This is a genomic window from Curtobacterium sp. L3-7, assembly GCF_048756585.1.
Taxonomy (GTDB): Bacteria; Actinomycetota; Actinomycetes; order Actinomycetales; family Microbacteriaceae; genus Curtobacterium.
The window spans coordinates 719193-735538 of sequence record NZ_CP151474.1 but is presented as its reverse complement, the minus strand read 5'-3'; the positions used below and the strand labels follow the sequence as shown (position 1 = coordinate 735538).

18 protein-coding genes are annotated in these 16346 nt (G+C 72.1%); 5 read left to right on the top strand and 13 right to left on the bottom strand.

The genetic code is table 11. The features are described from left to right. Positions 1 to 19: 19 nt before the first annotated feature. The gene (locus AAEP80_RS03740; RefSeq protein WP_420366002.1) at positions 20 to 973 is read right to left on the bottom strand and encodes a DNA-3-methyladenine glycosylase family protein; all 954 of its coding nucleotides are present in this window, start codon (positions 971 to 973) and stop codon (positions 20 to 22) included. 74 nt (positions 974 to 1047) lie between these two features. Between AAEP80_RS03740 and AAEP80_RS03735 the strand changes: the two genes are divergently transcribed. From AAEP80_RS03735 to AAEP80_RS03715, 5 genes are all read left to right on the top strand, one after another. Next, the gene (locus tag AAEP80_RS03735; protein ID WP_402727667.1) at positions 1048 to 2076 is read left to right on the top strand and encodes a 6-phosphofructokinase; all 1029 of its coding nucleotides are present in this window, start codon (positions 1048 to 1050) and stop codon (positions 2074 to 2076) included. Between the two features lie 63 nt (positions 2077 to 2139). Continuing rightward, on the top strand, positions 2140 to 3117 hold the full coding sequence (locus AAEP80_RS03730; protein ID WP_420366001.1) for an acryloyl-CoA reductase: 978 nt from the start codon (positions 2140 to 2142) through the stop codon (positions 3115 to 3117). An 88-nt stretch (positions 3118 to 3205) separates the two neighbouring features. Then, complete coding sequence (locus AAEP80_RS03725) at positions 3206 to 3874, top strand: GntR family transcriptional regulator (RefSeq protein ID WP_413600357.1); 669 nt, start codon at positions 3206 to 3208, stop codon at positions 3872 to 3874. 38 nt (positions 3875 to 3912) lie between these two features. Next, positions 3913 to 5241, top strand: coding sequence for a hypothetical protein (locus tag AAEP80_RS03720; protein ID WP_420366000.1), 1329 nt, complete (start codon positions 3913 to 3915; stop codon positions 5239 to 5241). Next, positions 5238 to 6023, top strand: coding sequence for an ABC transporter ATP-binding protein (locus tag AAEP80_RS03715; RefSeq protein ID WP_281266419.1), 786 nt, complete (start codon positions 5238 to 5240; stop codon positions 6021 to 6023). The genes AAEP80_RS03720 and AAEP80_RS03715 overlap by 4 nt, the downstream gene beginning before the upstream one ends. Before the next feature lie 223 nt (positions 6024 to 6246). Here AAEP80_RS03715 and AAEP80_RS03710 read toward each other — a convergent pair whose 3' ends face one another. The 12 genes from AAEP80_RS03710 to hemE form a co-directional block, all read right to left on the bottom strand. Next, positions 6247 to 6708: a DIP1984 family protein gene (locus tag AAEP80_RS03710; RefSeq protein ID WP_420365999.1), complete on the bottom strand. Its 462-nt coding sequence runs from the start codon at positions 6706 to 6708 to the stop codon at positions 6247 to 6249. Between the two features lie 19 nt (positions 6709 to 6727). Further along, on the bottom strand, positions 6728 to 8080 hold the full coding sequence (gene hemL, locus AAEP80_RS03705; RefSeq protein ID WP_420365998.1) for a glutamate-1-semialdehyde 2,1-aminomutase: 1353 nt from the start codon (positions 8078 to 8080) through the stop codon (positions 6728 to 6730). After that, complete coding sequence (gene hemB, locus AAEP80_RS03700; protein WP_281267650.1) at positions 8080 to 9072, bottom strand: porphobilinogen synthase; 993 nt, start codon at positions 9070 to 9072, stop codon at positions 8080 to 8082. The genes hemL and hemB overlap by 1 nt, the downstream gene beginning before the upstream one ends. Continuing rightward, positions 9069 to 9821 (bottom strand): uroporphyrinogen-III synthase, encoded by a 753-nt coding sequence (locus AAEP80_RS03695; RefSeq protein WP_420366841.1) that lies wholly within the window; start codon positions 9819 to 9821, stop codon positions 9069 to 9071. Before AAEP80_RS03695 ends, hemB begins: the two co-directional genes overlap by 4 nt. Positions 9822 to 9850: 29 nt before the next feature. Then, positions 9851 to 10810, bottom strand: coding sequence for a hydroxymethylbilane synthase (hemC, locus tag AAEP80_RS03690; RefSeq protein ID WP_420365997.1), 960 nt, complete (start codon positions 10808 to 10810; stop codon positions 9851 to 9853). Then, positions 10807 to 12042: a ferrochelatase gene (locus AAEP80_RS03685; protein WP_420365996.1), complete on the bottom strand. Its 1236-nt coding sequence runs from the start codon at positions 12040 to 12042 to the stop codon at positions 10807 to 10809. The genes hemC and AAEP80_RS03685 overlap by 4 nt, the downstream gene beginning before the upstream one ends. Then, the gene (gene hemQ / locus AAEP80_RS03680; protein WP_420365995.1) at positions 12039 to 12758 is read right to left on the bottom strand and encodes a hydrogen peroxide-dependent heme synthase; all 720 of its coding nucleotides are present in this window, start codon (positions 12756 to 12758) and stop codon (positions 12039 to 12041) included. The genes AAEP80_RS03685 and hemQ overlap by 4 nt, the downstream gene beginning before the upstream one ends. 58 nt (positions 12759 to 12816) lie before the next feature. Next, on the bottom strand, positions 12817 to 13053 hold the full coding sequence (locus AAEP80_RS03675; RefSeq protein ID WP_281266414.1) for a DUF3618 domain-containing protein: 237 nt from the start codon (positions 13051 to 13053) through the stop codon (positions 12817 to 12819). A gap of 26 nt (positions 13054 to 13079) precedes the next feature. Continuing rightward, a complete protein-coding gene (locus AAEP80_RS03670; protein WP_420365994.1) occupies positions 13080 to 13538 on the bottom strand; it encodes a phage holin family protein in 459 nt (152 codons plus the stop codon). After that, positions 13535 to 13789, bottom strand: coding sequence for a hypothetical protein (locus AAEP80_RS03665; protein ID WP_281266412.1), 255 nt, complete (start codon positions 13787 to 13789; stop codon positions 13535 to 13537). The genes AAEP80_RS03670 and AAEP80_RS03665 overlap by 4 nt, the downstream gene beginning before the upstream one ends. A gap of 95 nt (positions 13790 to 13884) precedes the next feature. Continuing rightward, positions 13885 to 15201 carry a protoporphyrinogen/coproporphyrinogen oxidase gene (locus tag AAEP80_RS03660; protein ID WP_420365993.1) on the bottom strand — a complete coding sequence of 439 codons (1317 nt, stop codon included), beginning with the start codon at positions 15199 to 15201 and terminating at the stop codon, positions 13885 to 13887. Continuing rightward, a complete protein-coding gene (gene hemE / locus AAEP80_RS03655; RefSeq protein WP_420365992.1) occupies positions 15198 to 16319 on the bottom strand; it encodes a uroporphyrinogen decarboxylase in 1122 nt (373 codons plus the stop codon). The genes AAEP80_RS03660 and hemE overlap by 4 nt, the downstream gene beginning before the upstream one ends. Positions 16320 to 16346: the final 27 nt, after the last annotated feature.

Below are 16346 nucleotides of genomic sequence, written 5' to 3'. Positions count from 1 at the left end.
GCGAAGCGGGCAGGCGGGGTCAGTGGTGGCGGTGGTCCTGGATCGTCATGCGGGGGCCGAACGCGGGCTTCCGGAAACCGCTGCCGCCGATGAGCCGCACGACCCGCTCGCGGTGCCCCCGCCAGGGTTCGAGGAGCTCGAGCATGCCGTCGTCGTCCACCGGGCCTCCCGTCAGCGCCCACCCGACGAGCGCCGGCACGTGGAAGTCCCCGACGCTCGGGGAGTCGGGGTCGCCGTGGGAGCGCTGCGCCGTCTCGGCAGCGGTCCACTTCCCGATGCCGGGGATCGACTGCAGCCGGGCGGCGACGACGGTGCCCCCGCGGCCGAGCGACAGCGTCCGTTCGAGGGCCGGGGCGACCTTCACGGCACGCATGACCGTTGCCGAGCGCCCGGGTTCGATGCCGGCTCGGTGCCACTCCCAGCTCGGCACCTTCGCCCACTCGGCGGCGGACGGCGGCACGATCATCCCGACGGGGGCGGGCCCGGGTGCGGGCGTGCCGTACTTGCGCAACAGGTACCGCCATGCACCCCATGCCTGCCGTGAGGTGACCTTCTGCTCCATGATCGCCGGCACGAGCATCGCGACGACCGTGTTCGTCCGGCACAACCGCAGCCCCGGCTGCCGGTGTCGGGCGTCGGCGAGGAACGCGTGCGAGGACACGTCGAGGTCGGACCAGTCATCCCCACGCCCGACCAGGTCCGGTCCGTGCTCGACCGCCCACTCCGCACCGTCCCCCCACGCAGAGATCCCGATCGTGTCGCCGGCCTGCCGGATCGCCACCGAGGCCGCCCCCTCTGGCGTCCGCAACGCGAGCCACACGTCCGAGCCGACCACCCGGAAGGCGGGGTCGCCGGAGCCGCGCTGCAGGGGCCGGAGCGTCGCGGCCACGTGCACAGGGCCTCCTGGCCGGTAGACCGTGTCGAACCGTCGCACGCCGCCGGTCGGAGCCGGGTCGAGACGGGCGAGGCGCATGACAGGGATGGTAAGCGAAACCACCGTCGGCCAAGATGGGACCAGATCCACACACCCGACATCGGAGTCCCACCATGCGCATCGGCATCCTCACCTCCGGCGGCGACTGCCCCGGCCTCAACGCGGTCATCCGTGCGGCGGTCCTCAAGGGCATCGCCATCCACGGCCACGAGTTCGTGGGCTTCCGCGACGGTTGGCGCGGCGTCGTGGAGGGCGACATCGTGCCGCTCGGCCGCAAGGACATCCAGGGCATCGCGAAGCAGGGCGGCACGATCCTCGGGACGAGCCGGACGAACCCGTTCGAGGGCGAGAAGGGCGGCGTGGAGAACATCGAGCGCATGCTCGAGCGCCACGGCATCGACGCCATCATCGCGATCGGCGGCGAGGGCACCCTGGCGGCGGCGAAGCGGCTCACCGATGCCGGGCTGAAGATCGTCGGCGTCCCGAAGACCGTCGACAACGACCTCGGCGCCACCGACTACACGTTCGGGTTCGACACCGCGGTCGAGATCGCGACCGAGGCGATGGACCGCCTGCGCACCACCGGCGAGTCGCACTCGCGCTGCATGGTCGCCGAGGTGATGGGCCGGCACGTCGGCTGGATCGCACTGCAGTCCGGCATGGCGGCCGGTGCGCACGCGATCCTCATCCCGGAGCAGAAGACCTCGCTCGAACAGATCGCGTCCTGGGTCCGGTCCGCGTACGACCGCGGCCGCGCGCCGCTCGTCGTCGTCGCCGAGGGGTTCGTCCCCGACCACGAGGACAACGCGCACTCCGAGCGCGGGCTCGACGCCTTCGGCCGTCCGCGGCTCGGGGGCATCGGCGAGCGCCTGGCACCGCTCATCGAGGAGATGACGGGCATCGAGACACGTGCGACGACGCTCGGCCACATCCAGCGCGGCGGCACCCCGACGGCGTACGACCGGGTGCTCTCGACGCGCCTGGGCCTGGCGGCGATCGACTCCGTCGTCGAGGAACGCTGGGGGCGGATGGTGGCGCTCCGTGGCACGGACATCGTGCACGTGTCGTTCGAGGACGCGCTGGGCGAGCTGAAGACCGTGCCGCAGTCCCGGTTCGACGAGGCCGCCATCCTGTTCGGGTGACCTCCGGTCCGGTCCGGCCTTCCGGTCGAGCCCTGACTGGAGGCTCGGGGTAGCGTTCGGCGCGTGACCCGCGCCGTCCTCGTCTCCAGTTCCAGTGCCCCCGCCGTCACGTCCGTCGACGTGGCGGACCCCGGCGAGGGCGAAGCCCTCGTCGACGTCTCGTACTCCAGCGTCAACTACAAGGACGGGCTCGCGCTGGCCGGTGGCCCCGGCGTCGCCCGGATCGACCCGCTGGTACCGGGGATCGACGTGGTCGGCACGGTCTCGGCGCTCGGTCCGGGCGTGCACGACGTCGCGATCGGCGACCACGTGGTCCTGAACGGCGCCGGCGCCGGTGAGACGCGGCACGGCGGGTGGGCGACCCGGGCGGTCGTGCCGTCGGCGTCGCTCGTGGTGCTGCCCGACTCGGTGCCGGAGGACTTCGCCGCCGCGATCGGCACCGCCGGGTTCACGGCGGCGCTCAGCGTGCTGGCGCTCGCCCGTTTCGTCGACCCGTCGGACGGCCCGGTCCTCGTGACGGGGTCCTCCGGCGGCGTCGGTTCGGTCGCCATCCCCCTCCTCGCCGGGCGCGGGTACCGTGTGACCGCCTCGACCGGCCGTCCGGGCAACGCGGAGTCGCTCCGGGCACTGGGTGCGACGGACGTCGTCGACCGTGGACCGCTCGGGGAGCGCGGCAAGCCGATGCAAAAGGCGGTGTGGGCCGGCGCGGTGGACAGCGTGGGCGGCGCTACGCTCGCGAACCTGCTCGCCTCGACCCGCTGGGGCGGCGCGGTGACGGCCTGCGGGCTCGCCCAGGACGTCCAGCTCCAGACCACGGTGCTGCCGTTCATCCTGCGCGGGGTGTCGCTGCTCGGCATCAACTCGGTGGACGCTCCGCCTGCGCTCCGGCGCGGGGCATGGAACCTGCTCGCCACCGAACTCGACCCGACCCTGCTCGCGTCCGTCACCCGCACGGTCGGACTCACCGAGGCGATCGCGCTCGGGCCGTCGATCGTCGCCGGGCAGGTGCACGGTCGAACCATCGTCGATACATCGTACTGACGTACTGCAATACTGTCATTCTACAAACGCTTGCATATTGACACGTTAGGATTGCAAATCCGAACGCCGCAATGTGAGGAGCACCCGGATGCCGGTCCCGAAGTCCACCGTCGAGAACTCGCCCCGGAAGCTCCTGCGGGACGTCGTCTACGACAAGATGCTCGCGGCGCTCCGCGACGGCACGCTCCAGCACGGCGAACGCCTCAACGACGACGAGTTGGTGCAGTGGCTCGGGGTGAGTCGCACCCCGATCCGCGAGGCGATCGCGAAGCTCGTCGACATCGGGCTCGTGGAGATGGAAGCGAACCGGTACACCCGTGTCGCGACGCCGACGATCGACGACTGGGTGATCGCCACGCGCGCCATGGCCGGGTTCTTCGAACTCAGCCTGCGCTGGGGCGTTCCCGAGTACACCGACGCCGATGCCTCCGCGCTCGAGAAGCTCCTCGACCGTGCCGACGGGCTCCGGAGGGTCCGCGACTACGGGTTCAGCGGCGCCGTCACCGAGATCATCGAGTTCGCGATCGCGCACGGCGGCAACCCGCTCGTGCAGGTCGCTGCCGACGGCGCCCTGGAGCGCGTGCGCTTCACCCTCAACCCGACGCCGGCGTTCGAGCAGTACGAGTCCGAGGCCTTCTTCTCGATCCTGCGCTCCGCGCTCGAGGACCGCGACGGCGAGACCGCGGCCGAGGCAGGGCGTGCACTCACGCGCAACTTCGAGCAGCACATCGAGTCGGTCCGCGCCGCGCGCGGCTGACCATGGAGGACGCGCGCTCGGACAGGGACCGTCGTCCCGTGTTCGACGAGGCGTTCACCACCGTGCTCGCCGGCATCCGGGACGGCTCGCTCCGCGACGACACCGACTACGACGTGCTCGCGCTCTGCGATCGGTTCGCCGTGCACCCAGCGGTGCTCGAGGGCGCCCTGCAGCGGCTCGCAGACATCGGCCTGGCCCGCATGCTGCCCGGGGACGTGGTGCGGTTCCCGCCGCTCGACCCGGTGGCATGGGCCGAGGGCACCTGGTTGCTCGTCGGTGTCGTCGAGGTGGCGATGCGCGCCCTGGTGCCCGTCGCGACGGACGACGACGTCGAGCGGTACGCCGCCCTCGTGGCCGCCACGCGTCGTGCGGCTGCCGACCGTGGCGACGAGCTCGACACGACGGTGCTCGCGACGCTCGACTTCTGGGCGGGCACGGGCCAGGAGTCCTTCACGGCACGGCTCCTCGTGCGGTCGATGCAGCAGACCCGCTACGGCCTGGCCACCAGACCCCCGTGGCGGAACCCGGACGTCGAGGCCTGGCTGGCCTCCTCGTCGCAGGCGCTCCGCCTCCGGGACGTCCGGAGCGCCGAACGCGCCGCGCACGTGTTGGCGCGGCTGTGGAGCCGCTACCTGGCGGAGAGCGCCCGAGAACTCGGCCGGGAGCCGGACACGCTGGCCCACCCGGCTGGAGGAGCGTCGGAGACCCTCTACTGGGCCGACTGGCGCGCGGACGACGACTGGTTCGAACTCCTCGGATCCGTGCGCGACGGGTCGCTCGAACCGGGTCGCTCGTACGCGTTCCGGGACCTCACCGCACGGTTCCGGGTCCCCATGCAGCGCCTGTTGCCGATGATCCGACGGCTCGAGGTGATGGGGCTCGTCGCCGCCGGTCCCGACCGCGACGACAGCGTCCTGGTGACGACGCCGACGGTCGACGACTGGGCGCAGACGATCGGGCTGCTGCTCGGACTGCAGGAGATGTGCGCACGGACCTGCATCGCGGACCTGACCGACGCGGACGTCGCCGAGCTGGGCGACCTGGTCGCTCGGACCCGGCGTGAGGCCAGGGTCCGGGACTTCGCCTACACGAGCACGCTGCTCGAGATTGCCAGGTTCTTCGCGCTCCGCAGCCCGAACCGCGCCATGCGACAGACGACGAGCGTCGTGATCTCCCGGTTGGCGTACATCCTGCCGGAGCCGCCGCCGTTCCGGCAGTGGGCCGTCGAGGACTCCCTCCAGCTGCTCGACCAGGCGGCCCACTCCCGCGACGCCGACACCGTGTCGGAGGCGTTCCACGCGCTCGGCACCCACTTCGACGCGCACATCGTCGACGTCCGCGCGCGGTACGGAACGATGGAGTCGTGAACGACGTCCTCATCAGTGCCGCCGGCGTCCGCGTGACCCGGTCCGGCCGAGATCTCCTGCACGACATCGACCTGACCGTCCGGCGCGGCGAGCACTGGGCCCTGCTCGGACCGAACGGCGCCGGCAAGTCGACCTTGCTCGCCGTTCTCGGGGCGACCGGGCACCCCACCGCCGGCACCGTCGAGGTCCTCGGATCGCGGCTCGGCCGGGTCGACGTCCGAGCACTCCGCGAGCACATCGGGCACGTCGACCCCCGGCACCGCATGCTCTCCCCGCTGACGGTGTTCGAGACCGTCCTGACCGGGCTGACCGGGACGACGGACCTCATGATGCGGTGGGAGCCGACGGCGGACGAGGTCGCACGCGCCGAGGAGCACATCGCCTCGGTGGGACTCACGGCACGTCGCGACTCACGGTGGCCGGTCCTGTCCCAGGGTGAACGCGGCCGTGCGCTCATCGCCCGAGCACTGATGTCGGAGCCGGAGCTCCTGCTCCTCGACGAGCCGGCGACGGGGCTCGACGTCGCCGCCCGCGAGCACCTCCTGGAGACGATCGACGCCCTCCGCGGACGGCACCCGGACCTCGGCAGCGTGATGGTCACGCACCACCTCGAGGACCTGCCGGCGTCCACGTCCCACGCGATGCTGCTCCGGGACGGTGCCGCCGTCGCGCAGGGCGACGCGGACGAGGTGATCACGTCGTCCGCCGTGTCGCACGCGTTCGACTTCCCGCTCGCCATCGTGCGCGCAGAAGGGCGCTGGCACGCTCGACGCTCGGCCTAGCCGGGAAGCGGTGCTGTCCCCTGTCCCACCCTCGGTGGTCCGGTCGGTACGCGGTTCTGCGATGTGCCCTGTACGCCGTCACCGGTGCTCGGTGCTGGGCTGCGATGTGCACGGCTTGCGCCTGGCGCTGCCCACGGCGCCGACAGAGGACCGGATCACCCGCCGGTCCATCGGGTCCGTACCCGCCCCGGTCCGCCTACCGACGCACCGCGTGCTCGTCGTGTCAGTCCGCCAGGGCGACCTCCCAGTTCGTGCGCTGGATCGTCGCGTCGAGCTCGCGGAGCTCCTTCGCGAGCGCGTCGGCACGTGACCGGAGCTCCGCCGTCGGCAGCGCGGCGAACGTGCGGAGCTCACTGCGCATCTGCCGGTACGAGCCGCCACCGGTCGTCGCGTCCGCTGCGCCGGTGACCAGCGCGTGCCGGAGCCGGAGGGCGTCACGGCGGGCCAGGAGCGTGGTCACGGTCGTGCCGTCGGGGAGCACGGTCGCGGAGTTCGTCGCGTTGATGCGGGCGACGAGCGACTCCAGCGCATCGATCGCCGACTCGGCTTCGACCAGGAGCGCAGCGGCGTCCTCGTCCGGCTCCTCGCCCTCCTGGTAGCGGGCGTTCCCCGCGATCCGGGCGCGGAGCTGCTCGATGCGCTTCTGCAGGTCGGCCCGCTCGATGAGGGCTTCGGCGAGTTGCATGCCGCCATCCAACCAGCGGTCAGGGGGCCGTGGCCGCTGCAGCCGCCTTCGCCGCAGCCGGCAGCGCGTCGAGCACCCGCCCGACGGCACGGTCGTCGTGGGCGGCCGTGACGAACCACGCCTCGAACACGCTCGGCGGCAGCGTCACACCGGCATCGAGCATCGCGTGGAAGAACGGCGCGTACCGCCAGGTGTCCTGCGCCCGCACGTCGTCGTAGTCGCGCGGTGCCTGCTCCGAGAACGCGAACGAGAACAAGTTCCCGGCGCGCTGGACGGTGTGCGCGACCCCCTCGGCCGACAGCGCCTCCGACGTCGCCGCGGAGATCACCGACGCCGTCCGGTTCAGCGACTCGTAGACCGATGCCGTCGCCGCACGGAGCGTGGCGATCCCGGCGGCCACCGCCAGCGGGTTCCCGGAGAGCGTCCCCGCCTGGTACACGGGGCCGAGCGGGGCGAGGAAGTCCATGACCTCGCGACGACCACCGAGCGCGGCGAGGGGCATGCCGCCACCGATGACCTTGCCGAACGTGATCAGGTCGGGCTTCCACCCGGCACCGTCCGGGACGACCTTCGACGCTTCGAGCCCCCACCACCCGGCAGCCCCGACGCGGAACCCGGTGAGCACCTCGTCGACGATGAGCAGCGCGCCGTGCGACTGCACGATCTGCGCGAGCGCCCGGTTGAAGCCACGTTCCGGCGCGAGCACACCCATGTTCGCGGCGGCGGCCTCGACGATGACGCCGGCGATGCGCTCGGAGTGCTCGTCGAACGCGCGGCGGACGGCGTCGAGGTCGTTGTACGGCAGAACGAGGGTCTGCGCCGCCGTCTCCGCGGTGATGCCGGCGCTCCCCGGGAGCGCGAGCGTCGCGACGCCGGAGCCGGCCTCGGCCAGCAGGGAGTCGGAGTGGCCGTGGTAGTGCCCGGCGAACTTCACGAGGAGGTCCCGACCGGTGTACCCGCGCGCGAGCCGGATCGCCGTCATCGTGGCCTCGGTCCCGGTGGACACGAGGCGGAGCTTCTCGATGGGGCCGTCGCCGTCGACCGACACCCGCTGCTTCACGAGTTCGGCGAGCTCGGTCTCCCCTGGGGTCGATGCACCGAACGACAGCCCGCGTGCGGCGGCCTGCTGGACGGCCTCGACCGTGCCCGGGTGCGCGTGCCCCAGGATCGCGGGCCCCCACGACGCGACCATGTCGACGTACTCGCGCCCCTCGGCATCGGTGACGTACGGCCCCTTCGCGGACACCAGGAACCGCGGGGTGCCGCCGACGGAACCGTAGGCGCGGACCGGCGAGTTCACGCCGCCGGGGATGCTGTTCTTCGCGCGGCCGAAGAGCTGGCCGTTCGTCATGGGAGAAGCTGCGGTCGTCATCAGATGCCTTCCTGGCGGAGCGTGCGGGCGATGTCGACCGCGAAGTAGGTCAGGATCGCGTCGGCGCCGGCGCGCTTGATGCCGACGAGCGACTCCATCGCGGCGGCATCGCGGTCGATCCAGCCGTTCTGCGCCGCCGCGGTGATCATCGCGTACTCGCCGGAGATCTGGTACGCCCAGACCGGGACCGGCGACGTCGCAGCGGTCGACGCGAGGACGTCGAGGTAGCTCATCGCGGGCTTCACCATCACGATGTCGGCGCCCTCGTCCACGTCCAGAGCCACCTCGCGGAGACCCTGGCGACCGTTCGCGGCATCGATCTGGTAGGTCCGCCGGTCGCCGACGAGCGACGACGACACGGCCTCGCGGAAGGGGCCGTAGAACGCCGACGCGTACTTCGCCGCGTACGCGAGGAGTGCGGTGCCGGTGAACCCCGCGGCATCGAGCGCGTCACGTGCGGCGGCGATCTGGCCGTCCATCATGCCGCTCATGCAGACGAGCTCGGCGCCGGCCTCGGCCTGGGCGACCGCCATGTCGCGGTAGCGCAACAGGGTCGCGTCGTTGTCGACGCTGCCGTCCGCTGCCAGGACACCGCAGTGCCCGTGGTCGGTGAACTCGTCGAGGCAGAGGTCGGACTGCACGACGAGCGCGTCACCCACCTCTTCACGCGCGATGCGGATCGCCACGTTGAGGATGCCGTCGGGGTCGGTCGCACCCGAACCGGTCGCGTCCTTCGAGACGGGCACGCCGAACAGGTTCACCCCGCCGATCCCTGCGTCGGCGGCGTCGACGAGCGCGCGCCGGAACGAGTCGAGCGAGTGCTGCTGCACCCCGGGCATGCTCGAGATGTCCACCGCGGACGTGGCTCCCTCGCGGATGAACATCGGCAGCACGAGCTCGGAGGGGTGGAGACGTGTCTCGGCCACCAGACGACGCATCGCCGGGGTGGCGCGGAGTCGGCGGGGGCGGACCTGGGGGAAGCGGCCGGTCACTGAGGTGCCTTCCTGTTGGGGGCGTTCTGGTTCAGGATCTCGACGACGGCGTCGAGGAGGGATTCTGCGGAGCGGGTCGGCGCGACGACGTGCACGGGCAGTCCAGCGACGCGGGCGTCGGCGGCGGTTCCTGGGCCGATGCACGCCACGAGCGTGCGGGGGTCGAGCGGGGTCATCCGGCGGGCGATCTCGCGGGCGACGCTGCCGCTCGTCACGAGGACCGCATCCGGCACCGTGTCGAGGCAGACCGGCTCGTCGCCGGTCCCCACGGTACGGTACGCGACCACGTCGTCCACGTCGATGCCGCGGGCGCGCAGGCCGTCGACGACGGTGGGAGCGGCGATGTCCGACCGCGGGAAGAGCACCGCGCCGGACACGTCCGGGAACGCGTCGACGAGCCCGCGCGCCGACGCGTCCTCCGGGACGAGGTGGACGGCCCAGCCCGCATCGCGGGCGGCCTGGGCGGTGCGGTCGCCGACCGCCGCCACGCGGACACCCGACGGGAGGGCCGCCACGCGTCCGGCGAGGACGCGCACGGCCGTCGCACTGGTCACCACGATCCATTCGTAACCAGCCACGCGGGTTACGTCACCGGCGGCTGAGAGCGATCCGAGCCTCCAGGCCGCCGTCGCCAACGGGACCGGATCCACGGGGGGCGCAGACGAGATCAACGGGACGATCCGTGGGTCCAGCCCGCGCTCGCGCGCGGCCGCGGCGACACGGTCGCCCCAGCCGCCACCCCGCGGGATGACGACGACGGACGCCCGGGTGTCCGTGGCTACTCCGACGACGTCGCGATGTCCGCCAGGTCGGCGGCACCGTTCTCGAGGAGCTCGGCCGCCACGCGGTCACCGACCTCGAGCGCGTCGGCGAGACGCTCCTGCGCCGAGCCGTCGAGGACGGCGGCGTGCGACGCGGTGCGGTACTCGGAGCCGTCCGGTCGGTAGACCGTGGCCGAGACGAGCAGCATCTCGGCGTCGACGATGGCCGTGGCGCCGATCGGTGCGGAGCAGCCCGCCTCGAGCTTCTCGAGTACCCGACGCTCGGCCGACACGGTCAGTCGCGTCGCCGCGTGCTCGATCTTCCGGAGCGCAGCCAAGAGGTTCCGGTCGACTTCGTCCGAACGGATCTCGACCGCGAGCGCGCCCTGCCCGGGAGCACTCGGCCAGAACCCGAGGTCGAGGAGCTCGGTCGCCTCGTTCAGTCGCTCGATGCGGCCGAGGCCGGCGGCGGCGAGCACCACGGCGTCGAGGTCGTCCCCCACGCGGCCCATGCGGGTGTCGATGTTGCCGCGGATGTCCACGACCTCGAGGTCCGGGCGCTTCGCCTTGAGCTGAGCGACGCGGCGGGGCGACCCCGTGCCGACCTTCGCGCCCTCCGGCAGGGAGTCGAGCGTGGCGGCGTTCCTGGCCACCAGGACGTCACGGGCGTCGGCACGCTTCGGCACCGCGCCGATCGTGAGCCCCGGGTACGGCGCCGTCGGCAGGTCCTTGAGCGAGTGCACGAGGACGTCGACCTCGTTCGCGACGAGGGCCTCGCGCAGGGCGCTGGCGAAGACGCCGGTGCCGCCGAGCGATGCGAGCGACGCACGGTTCGTGTCGCCCTCGCTCGTCACCGTGACGAGTTCGACCGGACGACCGGCCGCCTTCGACAGGCGGTCGGCGATGTCCTGCGACTGCGCGACCGCGAGCCGGCTGGCGCGGGTCCCGAGCCGGATGGGCGCGGGCGCGTCGGTCACGGTGCGAGCCCGGCAGCCGCCGGCTTGAACCCGGCACGCTCGTTCTCGCAGCACCCAGGACGGCAGACGTCGTACCAGGGGCCGATGTCCGTCATGTGCGGACGCTCCGCGGTCGGGATGCCGTTGACGCGCTCGAGCACCAGGTCGACGAGACCGGTGACGTACGCCGGGTCGACGCCGGGCGTCTGCGTGCGGATCGACCAGAAGCCGAGCTCCTCGGCGGTCTCGGTCGCCTCCTCGTCGAGGTCCCACATGACCTCCATGTGGTCGCTCACGAAGCCGAGCGGCACGATGAGCACCGCGCGGGTCGGGCCGCCCTTGAGCTCCTCGTTCATGTAGTCGTTGATGTCGGGCTCGAGCCACGGCTGCGTCGGCGGGCCGGAGCGCGACTGGTAGACGAGCTTCCACGCCGGCTTCGTCGTGCCCTGCAGGTGCGCGTGCTCCGGCTGCTCGAGGAGCTCCGCCCACGCCTGGTCGAGGACGACCTGTGCGACGGCCTCGTGCTGGGCGGCGTACGCGCCGCCGTCGCCGAAGCCGCGGAAGTCCGGACCGGACTTGGCGGCGTCGGTCGACGGGATCGAGTGCGTCGAGAACAGGATCTGCAGCTCGTTCGCGACGTCGAGTCCGTCGTTCTCGGCGATCGCCTGTGCGATGCCGTCCCGCACACCGTCGACGAACGGACGGACGAAGCCCGGGTGGTCGAAGAACTGCCGGACCTTGTCGACCTGGATCGTGTCGATCAAGCCGGTGGCGTCGAGCACGCGGGCGTAGTCCTCGCGGTACTGCCGGCAGCTCGAGAAGGACGAGTAGGCGCTCGTGGCGATGGCGATGAGCTTGGTGTGACCCTTCTCGGCCGCCTCGGTGAAGGCGTCCTCGAGGTAGGGCTCCCAGTTGCGGTTGCCCCACAGGACCGGCATGTCGATCCCGCGCGCGGCGAGCTCGGCCTCGAGCGCGGCCTTCAGCGCACGGTTCTGGGCGTTGATCGGGCTGACGCCGCCGAAGTGGCGGTAGTGGTGCGCGACCTCTTCGAGCCGCTCGTCCGGGATGCCACGGCCACGCGTGACGTTGCGGAGGAACGGGATGACGTCGTCCTGGCCCTCTGGTCCGCCGAACCCGGCGAGCAGGATGGCGTCGTACGCCACCGGGGTCTCGACGTGCTCGGGGCCGTCCGCAGCAGCGGGGGTCGCGGCGATCACCAGCTGGCCGTTCGTGATCTTGGACGTGTCGGTCATGACAGGACCTCCGGCAGCTCGGCGGTCGTCACCCGACGACCGGTGAAGAAGGGGACCTCTTCGCGCACGTGCATGCGCGCCTCGGTGTAGCGCAGGTCGCGCATCAGGTCGACGAGGTCCACCAGGTCGGGGCTCTCGAGCGGCAGGATCCACTCGTAGTCGCTCAGGGCGAAGGTGGCGATGGTGTTCGTCAGCACGCGGCGGTACTTCGCGCCGGCGATCCCGTGGTCGCGGAGCATCGTGCTGCGCTCTTCCTCCGGCAGGAGGTACCACTCGTAGGAGCGGACGAACGGGTACACCGTGATCCAGGCTTCCGGGTCCTTGCCACGGAGGAACGCGGGGGTGTGCCGCTTGTTGAACTCGGCCTCGCGGTGCATCGCCATCGCGTGCCACACCGGTTCGGCGTCCTGGAACAACCCGGTCCGGCGGATCTCGCGCAGCACGGCCTGGATCGCCTGCGCGTCGTCGCCGTGCAGCCAGACCATGACGTCGGCGTCGGCACGGAAGCCGGAGACGTCGTAGAACCCGCGGATGGTCACGCCGCGGTCGGCGGCGGCGCTCACGACGGAGTCGAGCTCGGCCACGGCGTCGTCACCGACGGTGTGGATCGGGCCGAGGGGCCGGCGGAACACGGCCCACAGCGCGTACGCCGTGAGGAGGTTCGGGTCGATCCCGGAGTCAGGGGACGGCTCGTGCGTGGGCACGGTGGAACTCATGCGTCCATTGTCCTATCGGTTGCAAGGGGGAACGCCGCTCCCCGTCCGGCGGCGAGCGCTACCGCCGTCGGAGCACCGATACGACGATACCCCCGACCACTGCCACGCCCGCTGCGAGCCCGGCCAGGTACGGCACCGGGTTCTCCTGCGCGCCGCGCTTCACCTTCGACGCAGCGATGCCGATCTGCTTCGGCACGTTGAGCTTGTCCTCGATCGCGTCGAGGGTGTCGAAGAGCTGGGCACGGGTCGCGGCGACGTCGTCGGCGAGCTGGTCGTGGGGGTGCTGGTCGGTCACGGGTTCCTCCGGGGATGGTACGGGTGTCAGAACCGGCCGCCGACGTCCGGCTTGCGGTACGCGTGCTGGGTCTCGGGCGTGGGCTTCTTCCCCATGCCCTTCACCGCGTTGATGTCGTTCTTCACGCTGTCGATCGTGCGCTTCGGCGTGATCGGCAGCCCCTTCTTGAAGCGCTTCCAGCCGACGAGCCCGAGGATCGCGGCGACGATGAGCATCACGAAGGCGACGACCAGCGCCGCCAACCACGCGGGCATGACGGTCGCGAGGCCCATCACGGCAGCCGTCAGCAGCACGCCGATCGCGTACAGCACGATCACGAGCGCCGCGATGAGCAGCCCCGCGGCGATCGCGAAGACCTTCGCCTTGCCGACCAGCTCGGCCTTGAGGAGCGCGATCTCACCCTTGACGAGGTTCTTGACGAGCTGTGGGACGTCCCCGACGAGACCGAACAGCGATCGCGGTTTCCGGTCACGGGTGTCGGTCATGAGGCCTGGGCGTCCTTCTTCTGGCCGACCTTGCGGACGACCTTCTTGGTCTGCTCACCGACGAACTCGGCCACGTCGGGCGTCTTGTCCGCGACGAACTCCTCGACGGTATGGACGCCCTGCTGGACGCCGTTGCTGTTCCAGATCTTGCCGGTGACGGTCTTGATCTGCTCGTACCGCGCCCGTCCGGCTCGCGATCCCAGGACGTACCCGAGTGCTGCGCCGGCGACGAACAGGAGCCTGCCTCGCATGGTTCCTCCGTTTGAGTCAGTGTGCGGTGGTCATGCGCCGAACGGAATGTGTCGGCGTTCCACCAACAGTAGCCCTCGGGGGGTCGGCGGTCCGCTCAGGAACCGAGCAGACCCCGCACGGCGGACCTGGTTCCGTCGACGATCCCGGCGAGCCCCCGACCGCGGGACCCCTCCCCGATCCCGACGACGCCGTCGGCGAGGCCGGCGGCGCCGCCGTCCGGACCGTTCCAGAGGACGCGGGCTGCCCCGACGACGTCCTCCGGGGCGATCGGCGTCCCGAGCAGGGTGGTCGCGTCCGTCGTCGCCCGCACACCGGTCTCGCTCCGCGGGTCGATCGGGAGGCTCGTCCCCACGTCCGCCGCGTCGGCTGCGGACGTCGCGTAGCTGAGTCGCAGGACGTGGCGCCCGTCGGCGGCATCGGCCAGCCACGGCCACTTCGCGGTGGCGTGCGTGAGCGCCTTCGCCCGCACACCGGTGGCATCCGGGTGCACGAGCATCCCGGTGCCGCGCGGCGCGGCGTCGAGGGCGGGCTGGTCGACCACCAGGGTGACGAGCTCGATGCCGGTGCGGGTCGGCGCCGCCGGTCGGTGCGGGTCGGGCACCGCCGACATGACGTGGTCGGCGACGAGTCGCTCGGTGGTGCCGTCCGCTCCCCGCACCTCGACCGCAGCGCGCTCGATCGCGGTCGCACGGGTGTGCAGCCGGACGTCCACCCGGTACGTCTCCATGTCACGGACGAGCTCGTCGACGATCCGGACGATCCCGCCCCGGATGCCCTGCACCGCGGAACCGGCCGTCGCACGTTCGCGGAGCGCGAGCACGGCGCGGGCGAGGGACCCCTCGCGCTGCAGGGCGGCACGGAGTCCCGGTGCGACACGGTCGGGGTCGAGGTCGTCCGGGTGCGTGGAGTGGACACCGGCGACGATCGGGACGACGAGGTCGTCGAGGACCCTCGCGCCCATCCGCTTCCGGACGAGCTCGCCGAGCGACCGGGCCCTTGCACCGACCGGCGACGGGATGAGGGAGTCGAGTTGCGCCCGGAACGCGGCGCCCTGACCGACGACGGCGAGCACGTCGGCGGCCATGGGGCTGCCGGGGATGCCGAGGAGCCCGGTCGCGGGGATCGGGGCGACCCTGCCGGTGCGCGTCATGAGCCACGCGCCCCCGGGGTCGGGCGCGACGACGTCGTTGCCGAGGCCGAGTTCGATCGCGAGCGTCGACACGGCGTCGGTCCTCGTCGCGAACGAGTCCGCCGCCATGTCGAGGTCGATGCCGGCGACGGTGTGCCGGCGGACCATGCCGCCGAGCGTGCCGGAGGCCTCGACGAGCACCACGTGCACCCCGGCCTTGGCGAGGTCACGAGCGGCGACGAGCCCGGCGACCCCGCCCCCGACGACGATCGCCTCCGTCACGCGGGGCTCCCGGCGACGTCGGTCCCGTCCCCGAGCGCGTGCACGAGCTCGACCAGGCGGGTCAGCACGGTCGGGTCGGTCTCCGGCGGGACACCGTGCCCGAGGTTCACGACGTGTGCGCGTGCAGCGCCACCGCGACGGACCACGTCACGCACGTGCGCCTCGAGCACCTCCCACGGCGCGGAGAGCATCGCCGGGTCGACGTTGCCCTGCACGGTGACGCCGGTGCCGACGCGGGCGACGGCCTCGTCCAGCGGGAGCCGCCAGTCGACGCCGACCGCGTCCACCTGGACCCCGTCGGTGCCGAGGGTCGTCATGTCCCGCAGGACCTCGCCGCTGCCGACGCCGAAGTGGATGCGCGGGACGCCGAGGTCGGCCACGTGCGCGAGCGCCGCGGCGGAGTGCGGTGCGACGTGCTCGAGGTAGTCGGCGCGGGAGAGCGACCCGACCCACGAGTCGAAGAGCTGTGCGGCCGATGCCCCGGCGAGCACCTGGGCGCGGAGGAACGTCCCCGACACCTCGGCCGCCCAGGCGAGCAGGCGCGACCAGGTCTCCGGCTCGGCGTGCATGAGCGTGCGGGCGCGGATGTGGTCCTTCGACGGGCCGCCCTCGACCAGGTAGGCCGCGAGGGTGAACGGGGCACCGGCGAACCCGATGAGCGGGGTGCTCCCGAGTTCGGCGACGGTGCGCTGGACGGCCTCGGCGATCGGTGCGAGCGCGGCCGGGTCGAGCGACTCGAGCGCGTCGACGTCGGCTGCCGTGCGGATCGGGGAGCCGAGGACCGGGCCCCGACCGGGGACGATCTCGACGTCCACACCCGCGAGCTTGATCGGGACGACGATGTCGCTGAAGAAGATGCCGGCGTCCACCCCGTGCCGGCGGACGGGCTGCAGCGTGATCTCGGACGCCATCGCCGGGTCGAGGCACGCGTCGAGCATCGCGGTGCCGACGCGGAGCTCGCGGTACTCGGGGAGCGACCGTCCGGCCTGGCGCATGAACCACACCGGCAGCGTCTCGGGGCGGTCCCCGCGAAGGGCCCTGACCAGCGGGGATCGGGCGGTGCGACCGTCGGCGAGCGGGTGCGTTGCGGGCAGTGCGGCTGTGGATGCGTCGGTCACCGCACGATTCTCCCATCGAGCGCGGTA

Excerpts from the sequence above, each read along its gene's own strand:
- AAEP80_RS03685 (WP_420365996.1), bottom strand. The coding sequence starts at position 12,042 with ATGACCGACACGTCCAAGATCACGAACGGCCAGCTGGTGATCGCCGCG.
- AAEP80_RS03740 (WP_420366002.1), bottom strand. The coding sequence starts at position 973 with ATGCGCCTCGCCCGTCTCGACCCGGCTCCGACCGGCGGCGTGCGACGG.
- AAEP80_RS03735 (WP_402727667.1), top strand. The coding sequence starts at position 1,048 with ATGCGCATCGGCATCCTCACCTCCGGCGGCGACTGCCCCGGCCTCAAC.
- hemQ (WP_420365995.1), bottom strand. The coding sequence starts at position 12,758 with ATGAGTTCCACCGTGCCCACGCACGAGCCGTCCCCTGACTCCGGGATC.
- AAEP80_RS03665 (WP_281266412.1), bottom strand. The coding sequence starts at position 13,789 with ATGCGAGGCAGGCTCCTGTTCGTCGCCGGCGCAGCACTCGGGTACGTC.
- hemL (WP_420365998.1), bottom strand. The coding sequence starts at position 8,080 with ATGACGACCGCAGCTTCTCCCATGACGAACGGCCAGCTCTTCGGCCGC.
- AAEP80_RS03710 (WP_420365999.1), bottom strand. The coding sequence starts at position 6,708 with ATGCAACTCGCCGAAGCCCTCATCGAGCGGGCCGACCTGCAGAAGCGC.
- AAEP80_RS03670 (WP_420365994.1), bottom strand. The coding sequence starts at position 13,538 with ATGACCGACACCCGTGACCGGAAACCGCGATCGCTGTTCGGTCTCGTC.
- AAEP80_RS03725 (WP_413600357.1), top strand. The coding sequence starts at position 3,206 with ATGCCGGTCCCGAAGTCCACCGTCGAGAACTCGCCCCGGAAGCTCCTG.